20 protein-coding genes and 2 pseudogenes are annotated in these 24,011 nt (G+C 44.0%); 15 read left to right on the top strand and 7 right to left on the bottom strand.

Annotation, left to right across the window (positions count from 1 at the left end; all coding sequences use genetic code 11):
• Positions 1 to 261 precede the first annotated feature (261 nt).
• On the bottom strand, positions 262 to 1,251 hold the full coding sequence (locus E4T82_RS07095; RefSeq protein ID WP_135182156.1) for a PTS sugar transporter subunit IIB: 990 nt from the start codon (positions 1,249 to 1,251) through the stop codon (positions 262 to 264).
• A gap of 764 nt (positions 1,252 to 2,015) precedes the next feature.
• Positions 2,016 to 2,831: a Cof-type HAD-IIB family hydrolase gene (locus E4T82_RS07090; protein ID WP_135182155.1), complete on the bottom strand. Its 816-nt coding sequence runs from the start codon at positions 2,829 to 2,831 to the stop codon at positions 2,016 to 2,018.
• Between the two features lie 245 nt (positions 2,832 to 3,076).
• Here E4T82_RS07090 and E4T82_RS07085 point away from each other — a divergent pair, with 245 nt between their 5' ends.
• The 4 genes from E4T82_RS07085 to E4T82_RS07070 all read left to right on the top strand — a co-directional run bounded on the left by E4T82_RS07085 (position 3,077) and on the right by E4T82_RS07070 (position 6,815).
• Positions 3,077 to 4,537, top strand: a complete 1,461-nt coding sequence (locus tag E4T82_RS07085) for an NCS2 family permease (RefSeq protein WP_135182154.1) — start codon at positions 3,077 to 3,079, stop codon at positions 4,535 to 4,537.
• A 208-nt stretch (positions 4,538 to 4,745) separates the two neighbouring features.
• Entirely contained in the window at positions 4,746 to 5,192 is a 447-nt protein-coding gene (gene tsaE / locus E4T82_RS07080) for a tRNA (adenosine(37)-N6)-threonylcarbamoyltransferase complex ATPase subunit type 1 TsaE (RefSeq protein WP_135182153.1), read from the top strand.
• Positions 5,179 to 5,712, top strand: a complete 534-nt coding sequence (locus tag E4T82_RS07075; RefSeq protein WP_135182152.1) for a GNAT family N-acetyltransferase — start codon at positions 5,179 to 5,181, stop codon at positions 5,710 to 5,712. Before tsaE ends, E4T82_RS07075 begins: the two co-directional genes overlap by 14 nt.
• On the top strand, positions 5,709 to 6,815 hold the full coding sequence (locus E4T82_RS07070) for an LCP family protein (protein WP_135182151.1): 1,107 nt from the start codon (positions 5,709 to 5,711) through the stop codon (positions 6,813 to 6,815). The genes E4T82_RS07075 and E4T82_RS07070 overlap by 4 nt, the downstream gene beginning before the upstream one ends.
• A 25-nt stretch (positions 6,816 to 6,840) precedes the next feature.
• Here the strand turns inward: E4T82_RS07070 and E4T82_RS07065 are convergent, their stop codons facing one another.
• Both E4T82_RS07065 and E4T82_RS07060 read right to left on the bottom strand, forming a co-directional pair.
• Complete coding sequence (locus E4T82_RS07065; RefSeq protein ID WP_135182150.1) at positions 6,841 to 7,131, bottom strand: chemotaxis protein; 291 nt, start codon at positions 7,129 to 7,131, stop codon at positions 6,841 to 6,843.
• Positions 7,128 to 7,544, bottom strand: a complete 417-nt coding sequence (locus E4T82_RS07060) for an HIT family protein (RefSeq protein WP_135182149.1) — start codon at positions 7,542 to 7,544, stop codon at positions 7,128 to 7,130. The genes E4T82_RS07065 and E4T82_RS07060 overlap by 4 nt, the downstream gene beginning before the upstream one ends.
• 62 nt (positions 7,545 to 7,606) lie before the next feature.
• Between E4T82_RS07060 and E4T82_RS07055 the strand changes: the two genes are divergently transcribed.
• The 9 genes and pseudogenes from E4T82_RS07055 to E4T82_RS13000 form a co-directional block, all read left to right on the top strand.
• Entirely contained in the window at positions 7,607 to 8,341 is a 735-nt protein-coding gene (locus E4T82_RS07055) for an ABC transporter ATP-binding protein (RefSeq protein WP_135182148.1), read from the top strand.
• The gene (locus E4T82_RS07050) at positions 8,338 to 9,381 is read left to right on the top strand and encodes an ABC transporter permease (protein ID WP_135182147.1); all 1,044 of its coding nucleotides are present in this window, start codon (positions 8,338 to 8,340) and stop codon (positions 9,379 to 9,381) included. Before E4T82_RS07055 ends, E4T82_RS07050 begins: the two co-directional genes overlap by 4 nt.
• 50 nt (positions 9,382 to 9,431) lie before the next feature.
• Positions 9,432 to 10,226 carry a cell cycle regulator CcrZ gene (gene ccrZ / locus E4T82_RS07045; RefSeq protein ID WP_135182146.1) on the top strand — a complete coding sequence of 265 codons (795 nt, stop codon included), beginning with the start codon at positions 9,432 to 9,434 and terminating at the stop codon, positions 10,224 to 10,226.
• Positions 10,223 to 10,858, top strand: a complete 636-nt coding sequence (gene trmB / locus E4T82_RS07040; RefSeq protein WP_135182145.1) for a tRNA (guanosine(46)-N7)-methyltransferase TrmB — start codon at positions 10,223 to 10,225, stop codon at positions 10,856 to 10,858. Before ccrZ ends, trmB begins: the two co-directional genes overlap by 4 nt.
• A 401-nt stretch (positions 10,859 to 11,259) precedes the next feature.
• Positions 11,260 to 12,147, top strand: a complete 888-nt coding sequence (locus E4T82_RS07035) for a glycosyltransferase family 2 protein (protein ID WP_135182144.1) — start codon at positions 11,260 to 11,262, stop codon at positions 12,145 to 12,147.
• A 1-nt stretch (position 12,148) separates the two neighbouring features.
• The gene (locus E4T82_RS07030) at positions 12,149 to 13,135 is read left to right on the top strand and encodes a sugar transferase (protein ID WP_194185877.1); all 987 of its coding nucleotides are present in this window, start codon (positions 12,149 to 12,151) and stop codon (positions 13,133 to 13,135) included.
• Positions 13,128 to 14,873: an SP_1767 family glycosyltransferase gene (locus tag E4T82_RS07025; protein WP_245167488.1), complete on the top strand. Its 1,746-nt coding sequence runs from the start codon at positions 13,128 to 13,130 to the stop codon at positions 14,871 to 14,873. The genes E4T82_RS07030 and E4T82_RS07025 overlap by 8 nt, the downstream gene beginning before the upstream one ends.
• 2 nt (positions 14,874 to 14,875) lie before the next feature.
• Positions 14,876 to 15,754: a glycosyltransferase family 2 protein gene (locus E4T82_RS07020; protein WP_135182142.1), complete on the top strand. Its 879-nt coding sequence runs from the start codon at positions 14,876 to 14,878 to the stop codon at positions 15,752 to 15,754.
• A gap of 409 nt (positions 15,755 to 16,163) precedes the next feature.
• Positions 16,164 to 16,394 (top strand): annotated as a pseudogene (locus E4T82_RS13000) (accessory Sec-dependent serine-rich glycoprotein adhesin); the annotation flags it as partial.
• A 29-nt stretch (positions 16,395 to 16,423) separates the two neighbouring features.
• Here E4T82_RS13000 and E4T82_RS12995 read toward each other — a convergent pair.
• Positions 16,424 to 16,657, bottom strand: coding sequence for a hypothetical protein (locus tag E4T82_RS12995; RefSeq protein ID WP_280842409.1), 234 nt, complete (start codon positions 16,655 to 16,657; stop codon positions 16,424 to 16,426).
• Between the two features lie 312 nt (positions 16,658 to 16,969).
• Positions 16,970 to 17,131 carry a hypothetical protein gene (locus E4T82_RS12990; RefSeq protein WP_280842408.1) on the bottom strand — a complete coding sequence of 54 codons (162 nt, stop codon included), beginning with the start codon at positions 17,129 to 17,131 and terminating at the stop codon, positions 16,970 to 16,972.
• Between the two features lie 445 nt (positions 17,132 to 17,576).
• On the opposite strand from E4T82_RS12990, the pseudogene E4T82_RS12985 reads away from it, so the two are divergent.
• Positions 17,577 to 18,041: pseudogene (locus E4T82_RS12985) on the top strand (SdrD B-like domain-containing protein); the annotation flags it as partial.
• An 11-nt stretch (positions 18,042 to 18,052) separates the two neighbouring features.
• On the opposite strand, the gene E4T82_RS12980 reads toward E4T82_RS12985, so the two are convergent.
• Entirely contained in the window at positions 18,053 to 23,332 is a 5,280-nt protein-coding gene (locus E4T82_RS12980) for a clumping factor B (protein WP_280842407.1), read from the bottom strand.
• Here E4T82_RS12980 and E4T82_RS12975 point away from each other — a divergent pair.
• Positions 23,319 to 23,492, top strand: coding sequence for an LPXTG cell wall anchor domain-containing protein (locus E4T82_RS12975; protein ID WP_280842410.1), 174 nt, complete (start codon positions 23,319 to 23,321; stop codon positions 23,490 to 23,492). The two genes, E4T82_RS12980 and E4T82_RS12975, sit on opposite strands and share 14 nt — an antisense overlap.
• Positions 23,493 to 24,011 lie beyond the last annotated feature (519 nt).

The following is a 24,011-nucleotide window of genomic DNA, read 5'->3' as shown; positions in this document are numbered from 1 at the left end:
AAAACTCTTGGTTCCTTCTCTTTGTATGGGCAGATGATTACTCACTAGGTGAGGGGGTGAGTGTGATAGGCAACCGCTCAAGTCGTGTACCTGATGAAGCATCAACCGCCGTTTCTTATGCGAATGCTTTTCTTCTCACAATCATAGTCTAACGAGCTTATTACGAGCAAGAATGCGCAAACTGTTCTTCATTTATAACCGTAGGTAGAACAGAGTTCAGCGGGTCTAGGAGTGCTGTTAGAGTTTGAGAGGTGAGGAGCATTAGTGAGGGACATTTGCTTTGTTGATTAAGTCAAACAAGTCTTTTTTCGCGTCATTTGGTACTTTACGAACATCAAATTCAACGCCGAGGTCGCGCAATTTTTCAAAGGTAGCGACATCTTCTTTATCCATAGAAAGGACATTGTTGACCATTGTTTTACCTGTTGAGTGAGCCATTGAGCCAACATTCAAGGTCTTGATTGGCACACCACCTTCAACTGCACGAAGGGCATCTTGAGGTGTTTCAAATAGGATGAGGGCATGTGTATTTCCAAAGCGAGGATCTTTTGCCACGTCAATCAATTTCTGGATCGGTACGACATTTGCTTTCACGTTTCCTGGTGCAGCCTGCTTGATCAATTCTTTACGAAGGGCATCAGCAGCTACTGAATCAGATGCAACGATGATACGGTCTGCTTTTGAATCAGGTGTCCAAGCAGTTGCTACTTGACCGTGCAAGAGACGTGTATCGATACGAGCAAGGTTGATTTTTAATTTCCCGTCCCCGATGACTGTTCCCTCAGGGATAGCAGCTTGAGCCACCTCAGTTTTAGTAGCAGCTGTTTCTTCTACAGGGTTTAGTTCCTCTGGAAGGGCTTTGATTCCGTCTTTTGATTCTTTAATGATATTTGCAGCAACAGCGGCAACGCCAGCGTTTGCGTCCATCATTCGTTCTGTATAGGCTTGAATTAACATTGGTAGATTCAAGCCGGTGATGATAGCGAAGGTACGGTCTGGGTTTTCTCCCATGACACGGCTTGCTTGGTTGAATGGTGAACCACTCCACAAGTCGGCTAGGACCAAGACCTCGTCATCCGCATCAAAAGTAGCCACGGCATTGTTGAATTTTGCGTATAAATCATCTGGCCCCTCATTTGGCATAAAGGTTACAACTTGAACTTTTTCTTGTTCGCCAAAGATCATTGAACCAGATTGATGAATACCAGCGGCAAATTCACCATGGCTTGCAATAATGATTCCGATACTCATTATGTTTCCTCCTAAAAATTTTGTTAGCCAGTAAAAGGACATTTCATCTCCCCAGTGCCTGCCTATCTAAGACACTGTATTTCCTCGTTCCTTTCATCTGGCTAAAGTTCTCCATGTTACGGTCAATTGAGACGACATTTTTGAACTGTCTTATTATAAAACGGTTTCAAAGTTTCTGTCAAGTAAATATGTGCTATTTGTACGTAAACTTTGTAGAAAATTTCTGAAATCGGTCTATAGATTTACAGATTTGTTTGCAAAAAAAAGATTGACAGATAAAGGATTTTCATACTCCAAAACACCAGAAAAAAGATGACAGAAAAATGTGACATCTGATTTTGGTTTAAAAACTATAAAAACTCTTAAAAACACTATATCAGTATTTTTAAGAGTTGCTTCAAGATGAAGTTCACACTTTGAATTGGCTATTTTTCTATCACTTACGAGGGTTTGTCTATTTAAACAAGTTCAAAAGCTCTGCTAACGTAAGATTTGATTTTTCGATTTTTGCGAGCGGATCGAGCCACGTCAGCTACTTTTCGCTGTGGTAAAAGTGGGAGCGTGGGAGCGTGGGAGCGTGCCAGAAATTGTGATTTCGTTGAAATCGATTATCCTCGCTTTTTAGTTTCTGGGCTCGGGCTAAAATAATCCGTTGGATTATTTTACTCCACAAGAAGTCGCTACCGTCCGCACCACCTCAGAAAAGTATCGCAAAAGAACTTTTCTGTCAATCTGCTTAACTCCTCAGAGAGAAGCTGACAGGCTTAGTCTAAAAATAGGGCTTGCAGTTCTCTTGCGACACCGTCTTCATCATTGGTGTAGCTTGTCAAGCAGTCAGCATAAGGGATGAGCGTGTCGCTGGCATTTTTCATGGCATAGCCTGTTCCCGCTAGAGACAGCATTTGAATATCGTTGTGTTCGTCGCCAAAGGCAATCAAGTCCTTGGCCTCCATACGGTAGTGGTCGAGCAGATAGGTGAGGGCAGAGGCTTTTGTCACCCCTTTGGCACAGGCTTCAAGGATATTGAGAGGGCCACCCCAAGTGTTGAGTTCCAGTTCATCATTGAAATAGCGATTGATGTCATCTGCCAGAGCGTACTTGTCTGTGGCGCGGGTCTGCATCAAAATAGAGTGCGGGTCAGAGGTAATCCGCTCAGGCTTGATGAGGGTGTCTGGGGTGATTTGGTCAACGCCCAAGAGGGCAGGATCCACCTTGTACAAATAATTTTGGGTGATGAAAAACTTATGCTTGTACTCCCCTGCGATAAAATCTGCTTCAAACCGTTCTTCTTCTTTGAGGAAGTCGAGTAGATACTGTTTATCAATGCGGATATTTTGCTCCCATTCCCATCGTTGGTCTGGAATGTGGATAAGAGAGCCGTTGAAGTTGATCATCGGCGTTGTGAGTCCTAGTTCTCTATAATAATGGCGGGCCATGCGATAGGGACGACCCGTCGCAATAATCACGGTGTGGCCAGCTTCTTGGACCTTGCGAATGGTCTCAATTGTAAAGGCACTCAATTGGCTATTCCTATTTAATAATGTGCCATCTAAGTCAAGGGCAATCATTTTTTTCTTCATACAGGGAACTCCTTTCTGAGAGCTAATATGTCTCAGTATAGCAAAATAAAGCCCATCTGGCAAAACATAGTCAATGGATTCGCTTTTATGCATGTAGCTTGAAAATTGTAAAATCCAAACATTATTCGGTTGACAAAGCTGTTTTTTGCAAAAAAGAAAACGATTTCGCGAATATTACACTTGAAAAAGGAATGTTTTTGGTTTATAATGTGTTTATCGTTCGTAAATAAAGGAGAAAATGGAAAATGGACAAGTTTTTTGGTCTGAAAGAACATGGAACGACAGTTTCGACAGAAATCATGGCAGGATTGACGACATTTTTTGCCATGTCATACATTTTGTTTGTAAACCCAAGCGTATTGAGTGTGGCTGGTATGCCTTCGCAGGCGGTATTCTTAGCAACGATTATTGCTAGTACCGTCTCTACTCTTATCATGGGATTGTTTGCTAATGTTCCCTATGCCTTAGCACCAGGAATGGGCTTGAATGCTTTCTTTACCTATACAGTTGTTATCGGGCTAGGCTTTACTTGGCAGGAAGCTTTGGCAATGGTTTTCCTTTGCGGTTTGTTTAATATTTTTATTACCGTTACAAAGGTGCGTAAGAGTATCATAAAGGCGATTCCGGTTAGTTTGCAACATGCTATCGGTGGCGGTATCGGGGTGTTTGTGGCCTATCTTGGTTTTAAAAATGCAAACTTGATTACCTTCTTGACATCTGGTTCGGACATTATCACGGTCAATGGCGTGGCTCCTGCGGATGCAACAGCAGATACCTTCTCAAATGGCGTCTTTTCAGTCCTAGCAGGTGGTGGCGTTGTTCCAGCTATTTCAACCTTTACAGACCCAAGTGTCCTCTTGACCGTCTTCGGCTTGATTTTGACAGCTATCTTAGTTATTAAAAATGTACGTGGTGGTATCTTGATTGGGATTGTGGTAACAACCCTTGCAGGAATTCCAGCGGGTGTGGTGGACATTTCTTCTATTAATTTTGCAGAAAATCATATCGGAAGTGCTTTTGCAGAATTAGGGACAACTTTCCTTGCAGCCTTTGGTGGCATGGCCTCACTCTTTAGCAATACAGAGCGTTTGCCGTTGGTCTTGATGACAATCTTTGCTTTCAGCTTGTCTGATACGTTTGATACACTTGGAACCTTCATCGGTACAGGTCGTAAGACAGGCATTTTCTCGGCAGAAGATGAAGCGGCCCTTGAAAATGGCAAAGGCTTTAATTCAAAAATGGACAAAGCTCTCTTTGCTGATGCGATTGGTACGTCAATCGGTGCGATTTTTGGAACTTCCAATACAACGACTTATGTCGAGTCTGCCGCAGGAATTTCAGCAGGTGGACGGACTGGTTTGACTGCTGTAACGACAGCTGTCTTGTTCCTCTTGTCTATCCTCATCTTGCCATTTGTCGGTATTGTACCTGCAGCGGCAACTGCTCCAGCCCTTATCATTGTTGGGGTGATGATGGTGTCTTCTTTCCTTGATGTGGATTGGAGTAACTTTGAAGATGCGCTCCCAGCTTTCTTTGCAGCCTTCTTCATGGCACTATGTTTCTCTATCTCATACGGAATTGCAGCAGCCTTCATTTTCTATTGCTTGGTCAAAGTCTCAACGGGCAAGGCAAAAGACATTCACCCAATTCTCTGGGGTGCAACAGCCTTGTTCATTCTGAACTTTATCATCTTGGCAATTCTTTAATTATTAGGTACTTTCTAAAACAGATGGGGTTGGGTCAAAAAGATCCAACCCCATCTGTTTGTATCCATATGTTAGTAAGTCAACGTTTCACTAGACAATGAAAGTGCAGGTAGCACTAAAGTTTAGCAAGGGGAGTAAATGAAAGGAGCAGTTGATTTTTAACGAGTATAGAATGACAAAGCCCTATCACTGTGGTATAATGAAAAGCATGTATAGTCATAATGAAGAAGAATTGATTGCGCTGGGGCAGGCGATTGGCTGTAAGCTACGAGCAGGTGATGTGCTGGTATTGACAGGTGACTTAGGAGCTGGAAAGACCACTCTGACCAAGGGAATTGCCCAAGGTCTTGAGATTAAGCAGATGATTAAAAGCCCGACCTATACGATTGTACGTGAGTATGAGGGGCGCTTGTCTCTCTACCATTTAGATGTTTATCGCATTGGGGAAGACCTTGATTCGATTGATTTGGATGACTTTCTCTATGGCGATGGTGTGACGGTGATTGAATGGGGAGAGCTTCTGGATGCCTCACTTTTAGATGATTTTCTACGAATTGTCATTGAAAAAGTAGAGGATGGTCGTAAGCTAATCCTTGAGCCACAAGGAAAACGCAGTCAGGCCTTGGTAGAGGAGATTGGTCATGGCGCAGGTTGAAAAAGAGATTTTCTTTGAAGAAGCAGAAGGCTCTCACGCAGCTGCTTTCATTAAGTTTATGAATCAGGTAGCAAAAGAGACCGACTTTCTCGTCATGGATGAAACGGGGTTTCAGTTTACAGCGGAACAACTAGCCTCTATTTTTGAACAGAGTCTTGGCAGTTCAAACCAACTTCATCTCCTTGCCTTATGTGGGGAAGAAGTGATTGGAGCTGTCACCGTTCGTGCGTCTAGGCAGTACCGTATTAGCCATATTGGCAATGTCTTTATCGCGGTACGAAAAGACTATTGGGGTCATGGCATCGGACGGATTTTGTTAGAAGAAGTGATTGAGTGGGCAAGGGAAACCGGCTTAATCAAGCGGCTGGAGTTGACGGTTCAGGTACGTAATGACCGTGCGGTTGCCTTGTATCAGAAACTAGGGTTTGCAATTGAAGGCACTCAAACACGAGGTGCAAGAACAGATGAAGGAGAATGGCTTGACCTCTACTATATGGGCAGGCTGATAGATGATAAATGAGTATTGGTAAGAAGATTTTTCTCATGGCTTTAGCCATTGTTGGCTTAACAGTTGGAGCTGGAGCACTATACGCTACAACGGTATTGAACTATTCAACAGACAGTTTTTCCAAAACCTATAAGTCGATTGAAGGACAAGAGGAGGACCGTGTGATTGAAGCAACAGAACCTCTGACAGTCCTCTTGATGGGGGTTGATATGGACCAGGCCAGCCGAGGTGGAAACTGGGAAGAGGGACGGAGCGACTCCATGATTTTGGTGACGGTCAATCCCAAGACCCAAAAAACGACCATGGTTAGTTTAACGCGTGATATTATGGTTGAAGTTGCAAACGCAGATGGAACGTCCAGCGGTACGGTTGAAAAGCTCAACCATTCCTACAGTTACGGTCAGGCTCCGATGGCAATTGCAACGGTCGAGAAGATGTTAGACATCAATATCAATCGCTATGTCGAAATCAACATGGACGGGTTGATTGAATTGGTTGATGCGATTGGTGGAATTACTGTGAATAATACCCTCGGTTTTCCGATTTCCATCAGCGAGTATGAGCCAGCCTATACAGCAGTTGTTGACCCCGGAGAGCAACACGTCAATGGAAATCAAGCCTTGGTCTATTCTCGGATGCGCTACGATGATCCAGAAGGAGATATTGGCCGTCAAAAGCGTCAGCGTGAAGTCATTCAAGCCATGGTTAAAAAACTACTTCAGCTGGATGGAATTACGCAGTATAAACCGATTTTAGATGCCATTTCAAATAATATGCGCACGAACGTGTCGATTACGCCGGCTTCTTTCCCTGCCCTTCTAGGCTATAAAGATTCCTTGAAGACAATTGAAACCCACCAATTGGTTGGTGAGGGCCAGATGGTGGATGGACTATATTACCAGATTCCGACTAGTGAAGAATTGCTTGAAATCCAAAACGTCATCAAAAACTCCCTTGGTTTACCAATCGCGACAGAGTTGAAAACCAATGTGAGAGTATCTAGTGGTGCTACACCGATTTCGGTGATTAACGCCTATACAGGACTACCGGGCATTACTAGCTCAGTAGGGGAAGCAAATTCGACTGCTGGAGCTGGATTTGATGCTCCGCAATAAAAACCAAGCCCACTGGGCTTGGTTTTTAGTTTTCTTGGTATTTCGCTTGTATCTTTTGAATTTCATTCAAGTTGCCAGCAATTGATTGCTGGTAGACCCGTAGTTTGCGTTGGAGGTCGTCAGCCATTTCTTGGAGTGGCGCTTGGTAGCCTTGGATAAAGGCAAGCTGGTCTTGGATATTCTGATAGCTATCCTGCATGCGGTGGATGATGTCCATGGTTTCAGTCGTTTCTGTCACGATTTTGTCACGGTTTTTAACGGCTAGGTAGGCGATTGTGGCAGCTGTTCCAGCTGCGATGAGGTGTGATAGTTTCATTTTGTCTCCATCCGTAATTGGTCTGCAAGTTGCGCCAAGGCTGGGAAATCAGGCTCGTTGGCATCAAAGGAAATGTGTAGTCCGTCTTTGTCGTCAAAGCGGGGTAAGAGGTGGACATGGGTGTGAAAAACGGTCTGTCCTGCGCTTGCTTCCATGTTGCTGATTAGATTGACCCCGCTTGCTCCGAGCTGCTCTTTTAAGTGCTGAGCGATGACGGGGATTTTGGCAAATAGTGCTGCGCTTGCCACCTCATTCATTTCCAGAAGGTTTCGGAAGTGTTCTTTGGGAACGACTAGGGTATGCCCCTTTGTGACCTGAGTGATATCTAAAAAAGCAAGAATCTGATCATCTTCGTAGACGATAGATGAGGGAATATCTCCAGCAACAATGCTACAAAAAATACAATCTGACATAAAGCAAACCTCTTTTTTAAAATTCTGTTATAATAAGTATATCAAATTGTAGGGAAAAATGTATGTTAGAAGTAAAAAATGTCACAGGTGGCTATGTCCATATCCCTGTTTTGAAAGATGTTTCCTTTCAAGTAGCAGACGGTGAATTGGTCGGCTTGATTGGATTAAATGGTGCAGGAAAATCAACAACGATTAAAGAAATCATTGGCTTGTTGTCGCCGTATCAGGGACAGATTTTAATTGACGGAGAAAGTTTGCAGACCAATCCGCAGGGCTATCGCAAAAAAATCGGCTTTATTCCTGAGACGCCGATCCTCTATGAAGAATTGACCTTAAAAGAGCATTTAGAGGTGGTAGCCATGGCCTATGACTTGGACTGGGAACAGGCTTTTGTCCGAGCAGAAAAGTTGCTCAAGATTTTCCGTTTGGACGAGAAATTGGACTGGTTTCCCGTGCATTTTTCAAAAGGGATGAAACAGAAAGTCATGATTATTTGTGCCTTTATGGTCAATCCGAGTTTGCTGATTGTCGATGAGCCCTTTTTGGGGCTAGATCCAGTAGCAATTGATGATTTGATTCGTTTGTTGGAGGAAGAAAAAGAAAAGGGAACATCAATCTTGATGTCGACCCATGTTCTGGACTCGGCTGAAAAAATGTGTGACCGCTTTGTCATCTTACATCAAGGTCAAGTACGGGCTGAGGGCAACTTAGCAGAATTACAGGCAGTGTTTGGTCGTAAACAGGCTAGCTTGAATGAACTCTACCTTTCTCTGACCAAAGAAGGAGTAAAGGAATGACAGGACTGTTTCAGGAGCGTAGGCTAGCCTTTACCCAGCGCTGTCTCAAGTATCTCCGCTATGTGTTAAATGACCATTTTGTCCTTGTTTTAATGGTTCTGCTCGGTTTTTTAGCCCTACAATATCGCCAGCTCTTGGAGCATTTTCCAGCAAATCCTTGGATTGTCTACCTATTATTGGTAGTTGTGACGGTCTTGATATTGTTTACTGGACGGATAGCCACTTATCTGGAAGCAGCAGACCGTGTCTTTCTCCTGCCGAAAGAGGCTGAGGTTCTTGGATTGGTTCAGGCAGCTCGCCTGCGTGCGATTTTGCTCTGGGGAATCGTGCAGCTGGTGGTGCAGGTCTTGTTATTCCCCCTCTATCTGAAACTAGGCTGGTCACTTCTCGTTTTTGGAGTCTATCTCGTGGTCTTATCTATGGGAAAGTATGCTTGGCTCGTCTTTCAGACCCGCTTTGTCATCCAAGGAAAGCTGGACTGGGACAGGGCGGTGCAGTATGAAGCCAAGCGTCAGCAAGGAATCTTGAGGTTTTACTCGCTCTTTACCCATGTAGAGGGCATCAGCAGTGATGTCAAGCGCCGCAAGTATCTGGATTTTGTGTTGAACTTTGTCAAAAAAAGGCAGGAGAGGACTTGGGACTATTTATTTCTCCGCAGCTTTCTCCGTTCGGGGGATCTTTTTGGCCTTATTCTTCGCTTACTGGCTTTGAGTGTGGCAAGTCTTCTCCTAATTGCGGAATCTTGGCTTGGAGTAGGCCTAGCAGTCTTGTTTGACTACCTCTTGCTCTTTCAGTTACTGTCCCTCTACCATGCCTATGATTACCAGTACCTAACTCGTCTGTATCCTCTAAGTCAGCGGGATAAAGTAGTCAGTTTTAAGCGCGTAGTACAAATCATCATCTATTTTGTTCTTACTTCCCAATTGCTGGTGGGGTTGCTGGCTTTACAAGATAAGGTATACCTTGCCTTGCTAGTGGGAGCGGGGATTTTTTTGGCCCATCTCTATCTCAGTCTGAAATCAAAAAAATTGATTGACTAATGGGATGAAAACTAGTAAAATAGTAAGGAATTTTTCAAAGGAGAACTGGCATGCAATTTGATACAAGCGGACTTCGTCTGCAATCGATCGCAGGAAATAGTGGGAAAGCATTTAAGGGCATGCGAACAGACGGAACGCCTGTTTTTGTCAAATATGAAATGCCGCCGATTGTGTCAGCCTTGGCGCATGAACAGATTACCCCTCCAGTCTTAGCAGCCAATCGCGAGGTGGGGGTCGGTCAACGTGTTGAGCAGGAATGGTTGAATGGTCATACCCTGACCCGCTCTGAGATGGGGGGCAAGCAGGTGCAGCAGATTTTGGTGCGGATGCACTATTCGAAAATGTTGCTCAACCAAGCCTTGCAGCTCAATTATACCTATCAAGAGCCCCAAGATTTGGTTCGCAAGTGGCAGCAAGAAGCCCCAGCTCGCCTTGCTAAAAACAGCTATCTTCAGTCGGTTTGTAGTGACTTGTTGAATCATTTGCCAACTTTCCGTAAGGATGTGGCGACCTTTGTCCACGGTGATTTACACCATACCAACTGGGTCGAGACGACCAGTGGCTTGATTTATCTGACAGACTGGGAGACAGCTTGTGTAACAGATCGGATGCTTGATGTGGCTTATCTCTTGACCCACTACATTTCAAGACAATCTTGGGAAGAATGGCTGCGAAGCTATGGGTATAAATACAACCAAACTGTGTTAAACAAGATTTACTGGTATGGGCAGCTAGGCTATCTCAACCAGATTGCAAAGCATGTCGAAAGCTATGACATGGAAGCAGCGAATAAAGAAATTTACGCCTTGCGGTATTTCCGTAAGAGCTATTACAAGGAAGTATGAGAGTAAGAAATCGTAAAGGAGCTAGCGATATGCTAGCAGCATATCCTCAGTATGTCATCTTGACTCCTGAGGAGTGTAAAGGCAAGTGGGCCAGCATTTTTGGAAATAATCATCCCATTCATATCGAAGTGGGTTCTGGAAAGGGACGATTCATTACAGGAATGGCGGCTCAAAATCCTGACATCAACTATATCGGGATTGACATCCAGATGACAGTCTTGAGCTATGCCTTGGATCGTGTGGTCGAGATAGGGCTACCCAATATCAAGCTCTTGCAAGTAGACGGATCTAGTCTGACCAATTATTTTGCACCAGCAGAAATTGATCGTCTTTATCTGAATTTCTCAGATCCTTGGCCCAAAAAACGCCATGAGAAACGTCGCTTGACCTACAAGCGCTTTTTGGATACCTACAAAGAAATCTTGCCAGAAAAGGGCGAAATTCATTTCAAGACCGACAATCGTGGATTATTTGAATACAGCCTTGTTAGCTTTTCTCAGTATGGCATGACCCTAAACGGTGTCTGGCTAGACTTACATGCTAGCGATATGGAGGGAAATATCATGACCGAGTACGAAGAAAAGTTCTCCAATAAGGGGCAAGTTATTTACCGAGTAGAAGCGGTGTTTTAAATGGCAAATGAGGAGCCATTGAGCGTAGCTTGTCATCTCTCATGGTGCTGTTGTGCTTTCTTTGGTCAATAGATTCATTCAAATGAAAAACGCTAACAGCGAGGTTCTAGCCCGATGTTAGCGTTTTTGTTATGTGGGTATATGAGTTCATTTGGAGACTTGTTCCTCTATTTTTCTAGTAAGCCTTGTGAAATTGTTTGAAAAATCGAAAGGTGTGTGTTATGATTCATAATTGTATATGATAGTTTATCAGTAGCAACTATTAACAGAATCATTTTGTTGGTGTTTGACATGGGAAGAGGGTCGAAAGAAGTGGGCTTACTTAATAGTAGAGCTGTAAGTAGTAAAATCCGTTTTCTTTGAGCAGAAAATGACAAAATAGAGGTAGGGTAAAAAAGAGTATGGCAACGATTAGTGTGATTGTCCCCGTTTATAACGGGGAAAAGTATGTGGCAAATTGTGTGGAGAGCATCTTGAAGCAGACTTATCAGGAGATAGAGATTCTGCTGATCAACGACGGTTCAACAGACAGGACTGCGCTGATTGTGGAGCAACTCCGTGTAAAAGATTCGCGGATTCGGGTTCTTCACAAGAAAGAAAATGGCGGAATTGGTGCGGCAAGAAATAGTGCGCTTGCTATGGCGACAGGAGACTATCTGGTCTTTGTAGATAGTGATGACTGGATTGACCCGAATCATATCGAGGATTTGTATGGCTTGTTGCAGCGCACAGGTAGTGACGTAGCGGTCGCGAATTTCACGCAATACGATGAAGGGACAGGACGCTACAATCTTCATATTACAGAGCAAGACTACTATGAAGCAGTCTATACACCAGAGGAATGGTTTGCCTTCCAGTATGGTCATGGGCATAATCTTAGCTTGTGCTTTACGGTTCCGTGGGGGAAGATGTATAAGAAAGACTTGTTTGAAACGGTTTTATACCCGACGGATACATGGGCTGACGATGATTTTACAACATGGAAGCTGTATCTCATGGCGGATAAGATTGCTTATATGCATCGTTCCAGTTACCTCTATCGTGTCAATGAAGGGAGTATGACACAGGTTGCAGATCAGGCAACGATTTTTTCTGCTACTCCAGTCGCGGAACGTTTGGAAGTGTTGAGTTTGCTGGGCTGGGATATTTCAAGAGAGGTAGCTGCATATAAATGGCGTTTACAGTTGAACCGAGATGCGGCGCTACGCAGTGGTGATGTTACGAAATACAAGGAGTTGGAATTTCGGATGAAACTGTTGGAGAAGTATAGCAGCAAAAAAGAGAGATAGAATGAAAGTATACATTACAAATATAAACGGATTGGCAGGGACAGCCTCCATGGCGCAAAATATGGTGACAGATATTGCGACGAGGCTAGGTTTTCGTGAATTGGGAATCTACTGCTACCAAATGGCTGCAGATAGTCCAGCGGAATTGAGCAAGCGCTTGGATGGCATTGTCGCAGGGCTTCATCATGGGGATGTAGTCATTTTTCAGACGCCGACCTGGAATACGACCGCATTTGATGAGAAAGTAATGGATAAGCTAAGACAGTATCGGATTAAGATTGTCATTTTTATCCATGATGTCGTCCCTCTGATGTTTGCGGGGAATTTCTATCTTATGGATCGGACGATTGCCTATTATAACAAGGCTGACTTGATTGTTGCGCCGAGTCAAGAGATGATAGACGCCTTGCGTGGCTATGGTTTGACGGTTGAAAAGACCTTGATTCAAGGGATGTGGGATCATCCAACGACAGTGACCTCCTATCCTGCAACTTTGAAGAGAGAGATTCATTTTCCGGGAGATCCAGAGCGATTTAGCTTTGTGAAGTCATGGAATTACGAGGTACCGTTGCAACTCTACTCCAGACGGGCAGAACAGTTACCTGAGCAGGTGCGACATGTTTCTTACCTGCCAGATGAGCAGTTGCTTTTAGAGTTATCTAAGGGTGGTTTTGGGCTAGTCTGGATGGATGATCGTGATAAGGGGTATCAGAAGCTATATTGCCCCCATAAGTTAGGGAGTTTTCTTGCAGCGGGGATTCCAGTCTTTGTGCAAAAAGGAATTGCCAATCAAGCGATTATTGAGAACAATCAGCTAGGTTTTGTTGTAGAGAGTCTGGAGGAGGTCGTAGAAGTCATTCAAGGAATGACGGAAGCGACCTATCAGGAAATGGTGGAGCGGGTTCGGCAGTTTAATCCCTTATTGCGTGAGGGGTATTTTACGCGTAGATTATTGACAAATGCAGTATTTGAGGTGTTGTGTGACTAAGAAAAGATCGTTATCAGACATAAAAGTTCGTCCTATTTTGGATAGTCTGCACTATATTCAGGAACACGGAGCATCGGTTGTTCGCTTTGGAGATGGGGAGATTGATTTAATCAATGGACGAGGCATTCCTTATCAGGACCATGATGAGCAACTGGCGCGGGCGTTGAAGCTCATCTTGCAGGTGCCAAGTAGTGAGGAGTTAGTGGTCTGTTTGCCAGATGTTTTTCAGCATTTAGAGCGCTACAATCGGAATGCTCAGGTCTTTTGGGCCTCTCATTTTGAGCGGTATCGGGATTTCTATGAAAAAGAGTGTCAGTCAGAATGGTACGGTTCGACCTTCTTGTCACGCCCTTATATTGATTTGCAGGACAAGTCCTTGTCTGATGTGTATTTTTCGGCAATTAAAGGATTGTGGCAGGGACGAGATATTTTGATTGTTGAGGGAGAAACATCACGCTCGGGTGTGGGAAATGATTTATTTGCTGGCGCGCAGTCTGTTTCACGGATTGTCTGTCCTTCTCACAATGCCTTTGCGAACTATGATGAAATCATGGAGCGGCTACTGGAACATGTGGAAGGAAAACTCGTTATTCTCATGCTGGGGCCGACGGCTAAGGTGTTGGCTTATGATTTGATGAAGCGAGGGTATCAGGCGATTGATCTAGGACACATCGATTCAGAGTATGAGTGGTATCAGATGAAAGCATCTCATAAGGTGAAGTTAGCCCATAAGCATACGGCAGAGCACAACTATGATGAACAAATTGTGCTGCAAGATGATGCAGACTATAACCGTCAGGTCGTTGCGACCGTCGGGATTGAATGGGAGAAAAAAGAGGAGGAACTGGTGAGTCAGTCAGAGATGATTAGTGTGATTGTGCCTGTCTATAATGTGGAATCCTATCTGAGACGGTGTCTGGATTCATTGTTAAAACAGACCTACACGGATTTTGAATTGGTGCTTGTCAATGATGGTTCGACAGATAGGAGTGCGGAAATCTGCGAGGAGTATGCGAGAAAGGATGTGCGGATTCGTGTCTTCCATCAAGAAAATGCAGGTCCCTCTGCTGCCCGCAATCATGGAGTAGAGCAGACAAGAGGGCGTTATATTACCTTTGTAGACTCCGATGATTTTGTAGAGGACTATTATCTGTATGAGCTTCATAGAGCTTTGGTGGAAAATAAAGCAGATATTTCGATTTGTAACTTTAATTCTTTCAATGAGGAACGCCAGAGTTTTCTATTCTCCATCACTTCTGAGATGTATTTTGAAAAGACCTATACGGTAGAAGAGTGGCTCAATCAAGAAAATACAGCGAGATACAACCTTTATTTGACCTTTACCTTCTCGCCGTTGAAGTTGTTCAAACGCGAATTATTTGACGGTGTTTATTTCCCAGTGGGACGCTTGCGTGAAGATGATGCGACGATTTATAAGCTCTATTTAAAGGCTTCAAAGATTGCCTTTATCAATCAGGGCTCCTACTACTATTCACAGCGGAGCGAGGGGCTGTCCCGGAGTGGTATGCTAGAGGACATTGCATCAATGATCAGCAATGCGGAGGAGCGGCTTGCACTTCTTGCGACCTTGGGGTATGATGTGACAGAGCATCGAGATTCCTATATCAAGCGTTTGAAAAAATGTCAGGCAGATAGTTTGAGGGCAGGGCAGATTGGCTTGTATCGTCAATTGTCCACGAAGCTAGATCTGATTGAGCATTATCAAAAGGGGGAGTAAGTGTGGAAAAGGTAACGGTTATTGTCCCCATTTTCAATGCAGGTCCCTATTTGGAGCCGTGCTTGGAGAGTATCGTGCGTCAGACGTATCGGAATCTTGAGATTCTTCTCATCAATGACGGGTCAACGGATGGGTCAGCAGTCATTTGTGAGCAGTATCGCCAAAGAGATCAGCGAGTGCGGTTGGTACATAAAAAGCTAGGCGGTAGTGGTGTCGGTGCGGCGCGCAATACTGCCCTGCCACTTATTACAGGAGACTATGTCTTGTTTGTTGACAATGATGACTGGCTGGAGTTGGATCACATTGAACGCTTATATCAAGCGTTGACGGAGACAGGCAGTGATATTGCAATTGCGAATTTTACGGAGTTTATAGATGAGACGAGTGTATTTCGCTTTCATGTGACGGAGGAGGACTATTTTCAGAAAGTCTATACTCCCAATGAATGGTTTGAGATGCAGTATGAAGGGAAATTTGCCTTTAGTCAATGCTTCACAGTGCCGTGGTGTAAATTGTATAAGGCTAGCCTGTTTGAAAATATTGTCTATCCAGAAGACGAAAAGGTTGAGGATGACTACACGACATGGAAGCTTTATCTGATGGCGGATCGGATTGTCTATCGTCACATGGGTCTATACTACCACCGTAAGCGTGAGACCAGCGTGACCAAGACGGTGGATATGGGGTCGGTCTTTCCCTTAAAGAGCATTGAGGAGCGCGTGACCCTGCTGTCATTGATTGGTTTTGATGTTGCTGCTGAGTTGCGTGCTTATCGCTGGCGTTTAGAGAAACACAAATCGTATTTTTTAGAAGCTGGCGAGGTACAGGCCTATCAAAAATGCCTCCAAAAACTCAATATTCTGGAGAAGTGGTGCAAATGAGTAGGTTGATGTAGAAGTTTATAGTTTATGTGACTAGATAGGGAGTGGATGATCATCTACTCTTTTTCTATGCCTAATACTCGTCAAAAATCAAACTCTGATGTCGTTATACTCGCCTTGCTGAACTGTTGAGAAAAGTAGGTCCTTTTTTTATTTCCAACTTGAAATAGTTCTCAACTATTTCAACTATCTGCGGCTTCGTTGCCTAATCAGATTTTGATTTTTATTGGGGAATATAAAAATAGCCTTAAAAGATTGATAACATGTAAGACAGAGGAAAATATTTCAGAAAAACACAAAAAAAGTACATGAAACAAGAGAAAATACTTGCAAAAATCGGGGGGGGGGGGTATAATAGTACGGTATATACTTTTTCGTATAAATCATAATATTAAGTGGAAAGGCTACAATGAGTAATAAACTGAATAAACATGGCTATAGCGAGTCCTCGCGTAAAACGCGGGTGAAAATGCACAAATCTGGAAAGCATTGGGTTAGAACGATTATGTCACAAATCGGACTAATCCGTTTGATACGTGGTGGGGAAGCTGAGAAAACCGTACGAGTAGATGACCTTACTCCAGCGACGATTTCTGCAAGTACCATCCTCAAAGGAGCGGCTGCTCTGGGAGCACTGGCTGGTGCTGGTGCGCTAGAGATGACGGGTGTTTACGCGGATGATACCGTCGTAGCAACAGAGACACCTGTTAATACAGTAATTGGAACAGATGAAGTAGCCTTACCAAAAGATACGGAGTCAGGTACAGTAGCGCCAGTTGATGAAAACGAAACAGAGACGATTGTAGAAGAGAGTGCTTCCATCATCGTCTCTGAAGGTTCTGAAAGCACATCCGTATCTGAAAGTGTCTCTGTTTCGTTCTCAGAGTCAGTCAGTGAATCCATATCTGAATCCGTCAGCGAGTCCGCTAGTGAGTCTATTTCTTTGTCTGAATCGGAGAGTGAATCCGGCTCAGCGCCAGAGAGTGTAAGTCATTCTGAGAGCCAGGCGACGGATAGAAAAGACGAAGGAACTCGTAGTGCAGTTTCGCAAGATGAGCAAGCCGAGGCTGAGCTTAGGGCGGCCTTAGATACGCTGAATAAAACCTACAAAGATGCAGTGAGCAAGAATATTGCAGAAGCTGGCTTAGCTTATCGCTTGATTCTTGAGGCACAGGGGTTACTATCAGGTGGCACGTTTGATGTGACCCAAGCCAATCAATTGCAGGCTGCAATGGCTGCAATGGACAAGTCCTTAAAACAAACCATTGCCTCTAAATCTGCAACAGAAGAAACACCAGTCCGTGCACGTGTCCGTGTGTCACGAGCTACGACAAGTGGAACAAAGACGACCTTTAGTATTGGTGATTTTTCAGACAAGAGTCATTCGTATATCTGGAGTGGTGGGAATAGGCGATATACCAACACTATTACAGGAATTACAGCAGTATATGATTCAGCAACGAAGCAAATCACATGGACGGTCAAATATGATGCTAGTTCTGTATTAACCCAAGCTGATTGGAAAAATAAGGGAGGGTATACAGGTTTATACATCGATACAACGAATGACCCTAACCTAGGGGAACCAACGAATGTTAAGATTGATGGACAGGCAACTAACAAAGTTACCTATCAGCAAGCACACAATGCAGGAACAGCTAGTTCAACACGTGCAAGGAAAACGGGAACTCAGTATGTGTCGCGCAGTACTGCTGGGGTCGGACCGCATACCTTTACCTTTACCACGGCCTATACTGGACGACCGAGTGATTTAGCCAATTTGAGAATTAGTATTATCGGTGCGACCTCTAAGAGTGCTAACATGTATGAATCGGGAGCGGACCAATACAATGGTCGTTATGGTAAGACCTATATTGTGGCAGGGGATTCTTCAACGGCTGCCTCTGGTTATGACATCAATGGTGTCAATGCCAAGTCTGTTCCAAAAGATCCAACTTATCAAATCACTGGTAAGATTTGGACGGATGGGGATAAGAATGGGATTCGTAGCAATGGTGAAGTAGGTAAAGCAGGCATTACCGTTACAGCAACGGATGAAACAGGTAGCGTTAACTATACAACCACCACTGATGCCAATGGTAATTATACTTTTACCGGATTACCTAGTGGTCAGTATTTAGTGCAGTTCACCTTGCCAAATGGACATGTTGTGACAATTACCGATGCTGGAAATGATGATAGTATCGACTCCGATTTCACCCAACCAGCAGGAACAAACGTTGCGCGTGCTCATGTTGTGATTACGAATGCGAATGTGGCGAATGTGGATGCGGGAATTTATGATTCGGTTGCGGAGTCAATCAGCGAATCTACATCACGCTCTGAGTCAACCTCTCGTTCAGAATCGGTAAGTGAATCAACTTCTAACTCAGTTTTTGAGTCTGTTTCCCTATCTATGAGTGAATCTGTGTCTGAATCGATTTCGACTTCAGTGAGTGAGTCCATTTCCGAATCCGTAAGCGAATCTGTATCTGAATCCATTTCAGAATCGGTAAGTGAATCCATCTCAGAGTCAATTTCAGAATCGGTAAGTGAATCTGTATCAGAATCCATCTCAGAATCGGTGATCGAGTCAGTTTCAGAATCAATTTCGGAATCCGTAAGTGAATCAGTATCAGAGTCCATCTCCGAATCGGTAAGTGAGTCAGTATCAGAATCCATTTCTGAATCGGTGAGTGAGTCAGTATCCGAGTCAATTTCTGAATCGGTGAGCGAATCTGTATCCGAGTCAATTTCAGAATCAGTGAGTGAATCAGTATCAGAATCAATTTCGGAATCGGTAAGTGAGTCAGTATCCGAGTCCATTTCAGAATCGGTAAGTGAATCCGTCTCAGAGTCAATCTCCGAGTCAGTGAGCGAATCTGTTTCAGAATCCATTTCAGAATCGGTGAGTGAGTCAGTATCCGAGTCAATCTCCGAATCCGTAAGCGAATCTGTATCAGAATCCATTTCAGAATCGGTGAGTGAATCTGTCTCAGAGTCCATCTCTGAATCGGTCAGTGAGTCTGTGTCTGAATCCATTTCCGAATCCGTAAGCGAATCTGTATCAGAATCCATCTCTGAATCAGTGAGCGAGTCCGTATCGGAATCCATCTCCGAATCGGTAAGTGAGTCTGTATCAGAGTCCATCTCAGAATCGGTCAGTGAGTCTGTCTCAGAGTCTATTTCAGAATCCATCTCCGAGTCAGTCAGCGAGTCTGTGTCTGAATCCATTTCCGAATCCGTAAGCGAATCTGTCTCAGAATCGGTCAGTGAGTCCATTTCAGAATCAGTAAGTGAATCTGTATCAGAATCGATTTCCGAGTCAGTGAGTGAATCTGTGTCAGAATCCATTTCAGAATCAGTTAGCGAATCCGTTTCTGAGTCTATTTCCGAATCAGTGAGCGAATCCATTTCAGAATCCATCTCAGAATCAGTTAGCGAGTCAGTATCTGAGTCCATTTCGGAATCGGTAAGTGAGTCAGTCTCAGAATCTATTTCAGAATCAGTTAGCGAATCCGTTTCTGAGTCTATTTCCGAATCAGTGAGCGAATCCATTTCAGAATCCATCTCAGAATCAGTTAGCGAGTCAGTATCTGAGTCCATTTCGGAATCGGTAAGTGAGTCAGTCTCAGAATCTATTTCAGAATCAGTTAGCGAATCCGTTTCTGAGTCTATTTCCGAATCAGTGAGCGAATCCATTTCAGAATCCATCTCAGAATCAGTTAGCGAGTCAGTATCTGAGTCCATTTCGGAATCGGTAAGTGAGTCAGTCTCAGAATCTATTTCAGAATCAGTGAGTGAATCTGTATCAGAATCCATCTCCGAGTCAGTAAGCGAATCTGTCTCAGAGTCGATCTCTGAATCGGTCAGTGAATCCATCTCAGAATCAGTTAGCGAGTCCGTATCGGAATCAATTTCCGAATCGGTTAGCGAATCTGTATCAGAATCTATTTCAGAATCAGTGAGTGAATCTGTGTCAGAATCCATCTCAGAATCAGTTAGTGAATCCGTCTCCGAGTCTATTTCAGAATCGGTAAGTGAATCAGTGTCTGAATCTATTTCAGAATCGGTCAGCGAATCAGTATCAGAGTCTATTTCTGAATCAGTAAGTGAATCAGTATCAGAATCCATCTCAGAATCGGTAAGTGAATCCGTCTCAGAATCTATTTCCGAATCAGTGAGTGAGTCTGTATCAGAATCCATCTCAGAATCAGTTAGCGAGTCCGTATCAGAGTCCATCTCAGAATCAGTGAGTGAGTCTGTCTCCGAGTCCATTTCAGAATCAGTAAGTGAATCTGTTTCAGAATCGATTTCCGAGTCCGTCAGCGAATCTGTATCAGAGTCGATCTCAGAATCGGTAAGTGAGTCCGTCTCAGAATCCATCTCAGAATCAGTTAGCGAGTCCGTATCAGAGTCCATCTCCGAATCAGTGAGTGAGTCTGTATCTGAATCCATCTCAGAATCAGTTAGCGAGTCCGTATCAGAGTCCATCTCAGAATCAGTGAGTGAGTCTGTCTCCGAGTCCATTTCAGAATCAGTAAGTGAATCTGTGTCTGAATCCATCTCCGAATCGGTCAGCGAATCTGTCTCCGAGTCCATTTCGGAATCGGTGAGTGAGTCTGTGTCAGAATCTATTTCTGAATCAATCAGTGAATCTGTATCTGAGTCTATTTCGGAATCAGTCAGCGAGTCCGTATCAGAATCCATTTCAGAATCGGTTAGCGAATCAGTATCAGAATCCATCTCTGAATCGGTAAGTGAATCCGTGTCTGAGTCCATTTCCGAGTCAGTAAGCGAATCAGTATCTGAATCAATCTCTGAATCAGTTAGCGAGTCTGTATCAGAATCCATCTCCGAATCGGTAAGTGAATCTGTGTCAGAATCTATTTCTGAGTCAGTCAGCGAGTCAGTATCGGAATCAATCTCCGAATCGGTCAGCGAATCTGTCTCTGAGTCCATCTCTGAATCCGTAAGTGAGTCAGTATCAGAGTCCATCTCTGAATCAGTAAGCGAATCAGTGTCTGAGTCCATTTCCGAGTCAGTAAGCGAATCTGTATCTGAGTCAATTTCAGAATCGATAAGTGAATCCGTTTCCGAATCAATTTCAGAATCGGTAAGTGAATCTGTATCAGAATCCATCTCTGAATCGGTAAGTGAATCTGTATCTGAGTCAATTTCCGAATCCGTAAGCGAATCTGTATCTGAGTCTATTTCGGAATCCGTAAGCGAATCTGTATCTGAGTCTATTTCGGAATCGGTCAGCGAATCCGTATCAGAATCTATTTCAGAATCAGTGAGTGAATCTGTATCAGAATCCATTTCGGAATCGGTAAGTGAGTCAGTCTCCGAGTCAATTTCTGAATCAGTAAGTGAGTCAGTCTCCGAGTCCATTTCAGAATCAGTAAGTGAATCTGTGTCAGAATCGATTTCCGAGTCAGTGAGTGAATCTGTGTCAGAATCCATTTCAGAATCAGTCAGCGAATCCGTTTCAGAGTCTATTTCCGAATCAGTGAGCGAATCCATTTCAGAATCCATCTCAGAATCAGTCAGCGAGTCAGTATCTGAGTCCATTTCGGAATCGGTAAGTGAGTCAGTCTCAGAATCTATTTCAGAATCAGTGAGTGAGTCTGTGTCAGAATCTATTTCTGAATCAATCAGTGAATCTGTATCTGAGTCTATTTCGGAATCAGTCAGCGAGTCCGTATCAGAGTCCATCTCCGAATCAGTGAGTGAGTCAGTCTCCGAGTCCATTTCAGAATCAGTAAGTGAATCTGTGTCTGAATCCATCTCCGAATCGGTCAGCGAATCCGTCTCCGAGTCAATCTCTGAGTCAGTAAGTGAATCTGTATCAGAATCTATCTCAGAATCGGTAAGTGAATCCGTCTCCGAGTCCATCTCCGAATCAGTGAGCGAATCTGTCTCCGAGTCCATCTCAGAATCGGTAAGTGAATCAGTATCAGAATCCGTCTCCGAGTCAGTAAGCGAATCTGTGTCAGAATCGATTTCCGAGTCAGTGAGTGAATCTGTGTCAGAGTCCATTTCGGAATCAGTTAGCGAGTCCGTATCTGAATCCATCTCCGAATCGGTCAGCGAATCTGTCTCCGAGTCCATTTCGGAATCGGTGAGTGAGTCTGTGTCAGAATCTATTTCTGAATCAATCAGTGAATCTGTATCTGAGTCTATTTCGGAATCAGTTAGCGAATCAGTGTCTGAGTCTATCTCTGAATCGGTAAGTGAGTCTGTGTCAGAATCGATCTCTGAGTCAGTAAGTGAGTCCGTCTCAGAGTCCATCTCTGAATCAGTAAGCGAGTCAGTATCTGAATCCATCTCCGAGTCCATTTCAGAGTCAGTGAGTGAATCTGTGTCAGAATCTATTTCAGAATCGGTAAGTGAATCCGTTTCCGAATCCATTTCTGAATCAGTGAGTGAATCAGTATCAGAATCAATCTCAGAGTCAGTCAGCGAGTCTGTGTCTGAATCCATCTCCGAGTCAGTGAGTGAATCAGTATCAGAGTCGATCTCAGAATCGGTCAGCGAATCCGTCTCAGAGTCCATTTCCGAGTCAGTGAGCGAGTCCGTATCAGAGTCCATCTCCGAATCAGTGAGCGAGTCTGTATCAGAATCCATCTCCGAATCGGTAAGTGAGTCAGTCTCAGAGTCTATTTCAGAATCCATCTCCGAGTCAGTCAGCGAGTCTGTGTCAGAATCCATTTCAGAATCAGTAAGCGAATCCGTTTCAGAGTCTATTTCCGAATCAGTGAGCGAATCCATCTCAGAATCAGTAAGCGAGTCAGTATCTGAGTCCATTTCGGAATCGGTAAGTGAGTCAGTCTCAGAATCTATTTCAGAATCAGTGAGTGAATCTGTCTCAGAGTCGATCTCTGAATCGGTAAGTGAATCCATCTCAGAGTCCATTTCGGAATCAGTTAGCGAGTCAGTATCGGAATCAATCTCCGAATCGGTCAGCGAATCTGTATCAGAATCCATCTCCGAATCCGTAAGTGAGTCAGTCTCAGAGTCCATTTCAGAATCAGTTAGCGAGTCTGTGTCAGAATCTATTTCTGAATCAATCAGTGAATCTGTATCTGAGTCTATTTCGGAATCAGTCAGCGAGTCCGTATCAGAATCCATCTCTGAATCAGTAAGCGAGTCAGTATCGGAATCCATCTCTGAATCAGTAAGCGAGTCTGTGTCTGAGTCCATTTCGGAATCAGTTAGCGAGTCAGTATCGGAATCCATCTCAGAATCGGTCAGCGAATCTGTATCCGAGTCCATCTCTGAATCAGTGAGTGAATCAGTGTCTGAATCCATCTCCGAGTCAGTGAGTGAATCTGATTCAGAGTCTATTTCCGAATCCGTAAGTGAATCTGTCTCAGAATCCATTTCCGAATCCGTCAGCGAGTCAGTATCAGAATCCATCTCAGAATCGGTAAGTGAGTCTGTCTCAGAGTCTATTTCCGAATCCATCTCCGAGTCAGTGAGCGAGTCTGTGTCTGAATCCATTTCCGAATCCGTAAGCGAATCTGTATCTGAATCCATTTCAGAATCGGTAAGTGAATCAGTGTCTGAATCCATGAGTGAGCTTTCATCGGAAACAATGGAAGAGCGTAGTACGCGTCGCCTACCAAATACTGGTGAGAATAGCTCCTCACAGGCTGGTCTCCTTGGTGCAGGTATTCTGTTCGGAGCTCTCCTTGCCAAGAAGAAAAAGAAAAAAGCAGAGGATAAGGACTAAGCAGCCTTTCCCTCTCGCACTGTGAACGACACTCAAAGGGTTGAGGTTGGGATTTCATTGTCCCAACCTCATTCCCATGTTTACTTCCGTGAACCACTGAATGCTCAAACAAATGTAAAATCTTAGCAAGTTATAGCTCTTTAGGGAATAGGCTGAAAAGCTCCACTGGAGCTTTTCACTCGTCAGATTTCCTATATTGCCGTAGCTGTTGCAGGCTATGCCTGCTTTACAGATACGGAAGAAATAATCCAGTGGATTGTTTCTTCAAACAGGGTACACTTTGTGCTTCAACCGTCTAGGAATAGACTGTTGAAGGTTGGAAATAAAATGAGCGTTGCTCATGTCAAACGCTCTCACATCTTATGAAACTGAACTCGGGCTAAAAGCTCGGAAAATAGATAGGCAGCTATTCTAACTTTAGTTACAGCTGTGGCTAGCTTTAAGGAATGGGCTGAAAACCTCCACAGGAGCTTTTCACTCGTCATGTTTCCTAATTTTCAGTCGCTTTTTTCACGCCCT

The organism is Streptococcus cuniculi, from assembly GCF_004570575.1.
Lineage (GTDB): Bacteria > Bacillota > Bacilli > Lactobacillales > Streptococcaceae > Streptococcus > Streptococcus cuniculi_A.
The sequence above is the reverse complement of the archived record's forward strand: the minus strand, read 5'-3'. Positions and strand labels throughout refer to the sequence as shown.

Bases quoted from the DNA above. Each gene is read 5' to 3' on its own strand.
- E4T82_RS07095 (WP_135182156.1), bottom strand. From the start codon at position 1,251: ATGAGTATCGGAATCATTATTGCAAGCCATGGTGAATTTGCCGCTGGT.
- E4T82_RS07090 (WP_135182155.1), bottom strand. From the start codon at position 2,831: ATGAAGAAAAAAATGATTGCCCTTGACTTAGATGGCACATTATTAAAT.
- E4T82_RS07085 (WP_135182154.1), top strand. From the start codon at position 3,077: ATGGACAAGTTTTTTGGTCTGAAAGAACATGGAACGACAGTTTCGACA.
- tsaE (WP_135182153.1), top strand. From the start codon at position 4,746: ATGTATAGTCATAATGAAGAAGAATTGATTGCGCTGGGGCAGGCGATT.
- E4T82_RS07075 (WP_135182152.1), top strand. From the start codon at position 5,179: ATGGCGCAGGTTGAAAAAGAGATTTTCTTTGAAGAAGCAGAAGGCTCT.
- E4T82_RS07070 (WP_135182151.1), top strand. From the start codon at position 5,709: ATGAGTATTGGTAAGAAGATTTTTCTCATGGCTTTAGCCATTGTTGGC.
- E4T82_RS07065 (WP_135182150.1), bottom strand. From the start codon at position 7,131: ATGAAACTATCACACCTCATCGCAGCTGGAACAGCTGCCACAATCGCC.
- E4T82_RS07060 (WP_135182149.1), bottom strand. From the start codon at position 7,544: ATGTCAGATTGTATTTTTTGTAGCATTGTTGCTGGAGATATTCCCTCA.
- E4T82_RS07055 (WP_135182148.1), top strand. From the start codon at position 7,607: ATGTTAGAAGTAAAAAATGTCACAGGTGGCTATGTCCATATCCCTGTT.
- E4T82_RS07050 (WP_135182147.1), top strand. From the start codon at position 8,338: ATGACAGGACTGTTTCAGGAGCGTAGGCTAGCCTTTACCCAGCGCTGT.
- ccrZ (WP_135182146.1), top strand. From the start codon at position 9,432: ATGCAATTTGATACAAGCGGACTTCGTCTGCAATCGATCGCAGGAAAT.
- trmB (WP_135182145.1), top strand. From the start codon at position 10,223: ATGAGAGTAAGAAATCGTAAAGGAGCTAGCGATATGCTAGCAGCATAT.
- E4T82_RS07035 (WP_135182144.1), top strand. From the start codon at position 11,260: ATGGCAACGATTAGTGTGATTGTCCCCGTTTATAACGGGGAAAAGTAT.
- E4T82_RS07030 (WP_194185877.1), top strand. From the start codon at position 12,149: ATGAAAGTATACATTACAAATATAAACGGATTGGCAGGGACAGCCTCC.
- E4T82_RS12995 (WP_280842409.1), bottom strand. From the start codon at position 16,657: ATGGATTCACTGACTGACTCTGAGAACGAAACAGAGACACTTTCAGAT.
- E4T82_RS12980 (WP_280842407.1), bottom strand. From the start codon at position 23,332: ATGGATTCAGACACTGATTCACTTACCGATTCTGAAATGGATTCAGAT.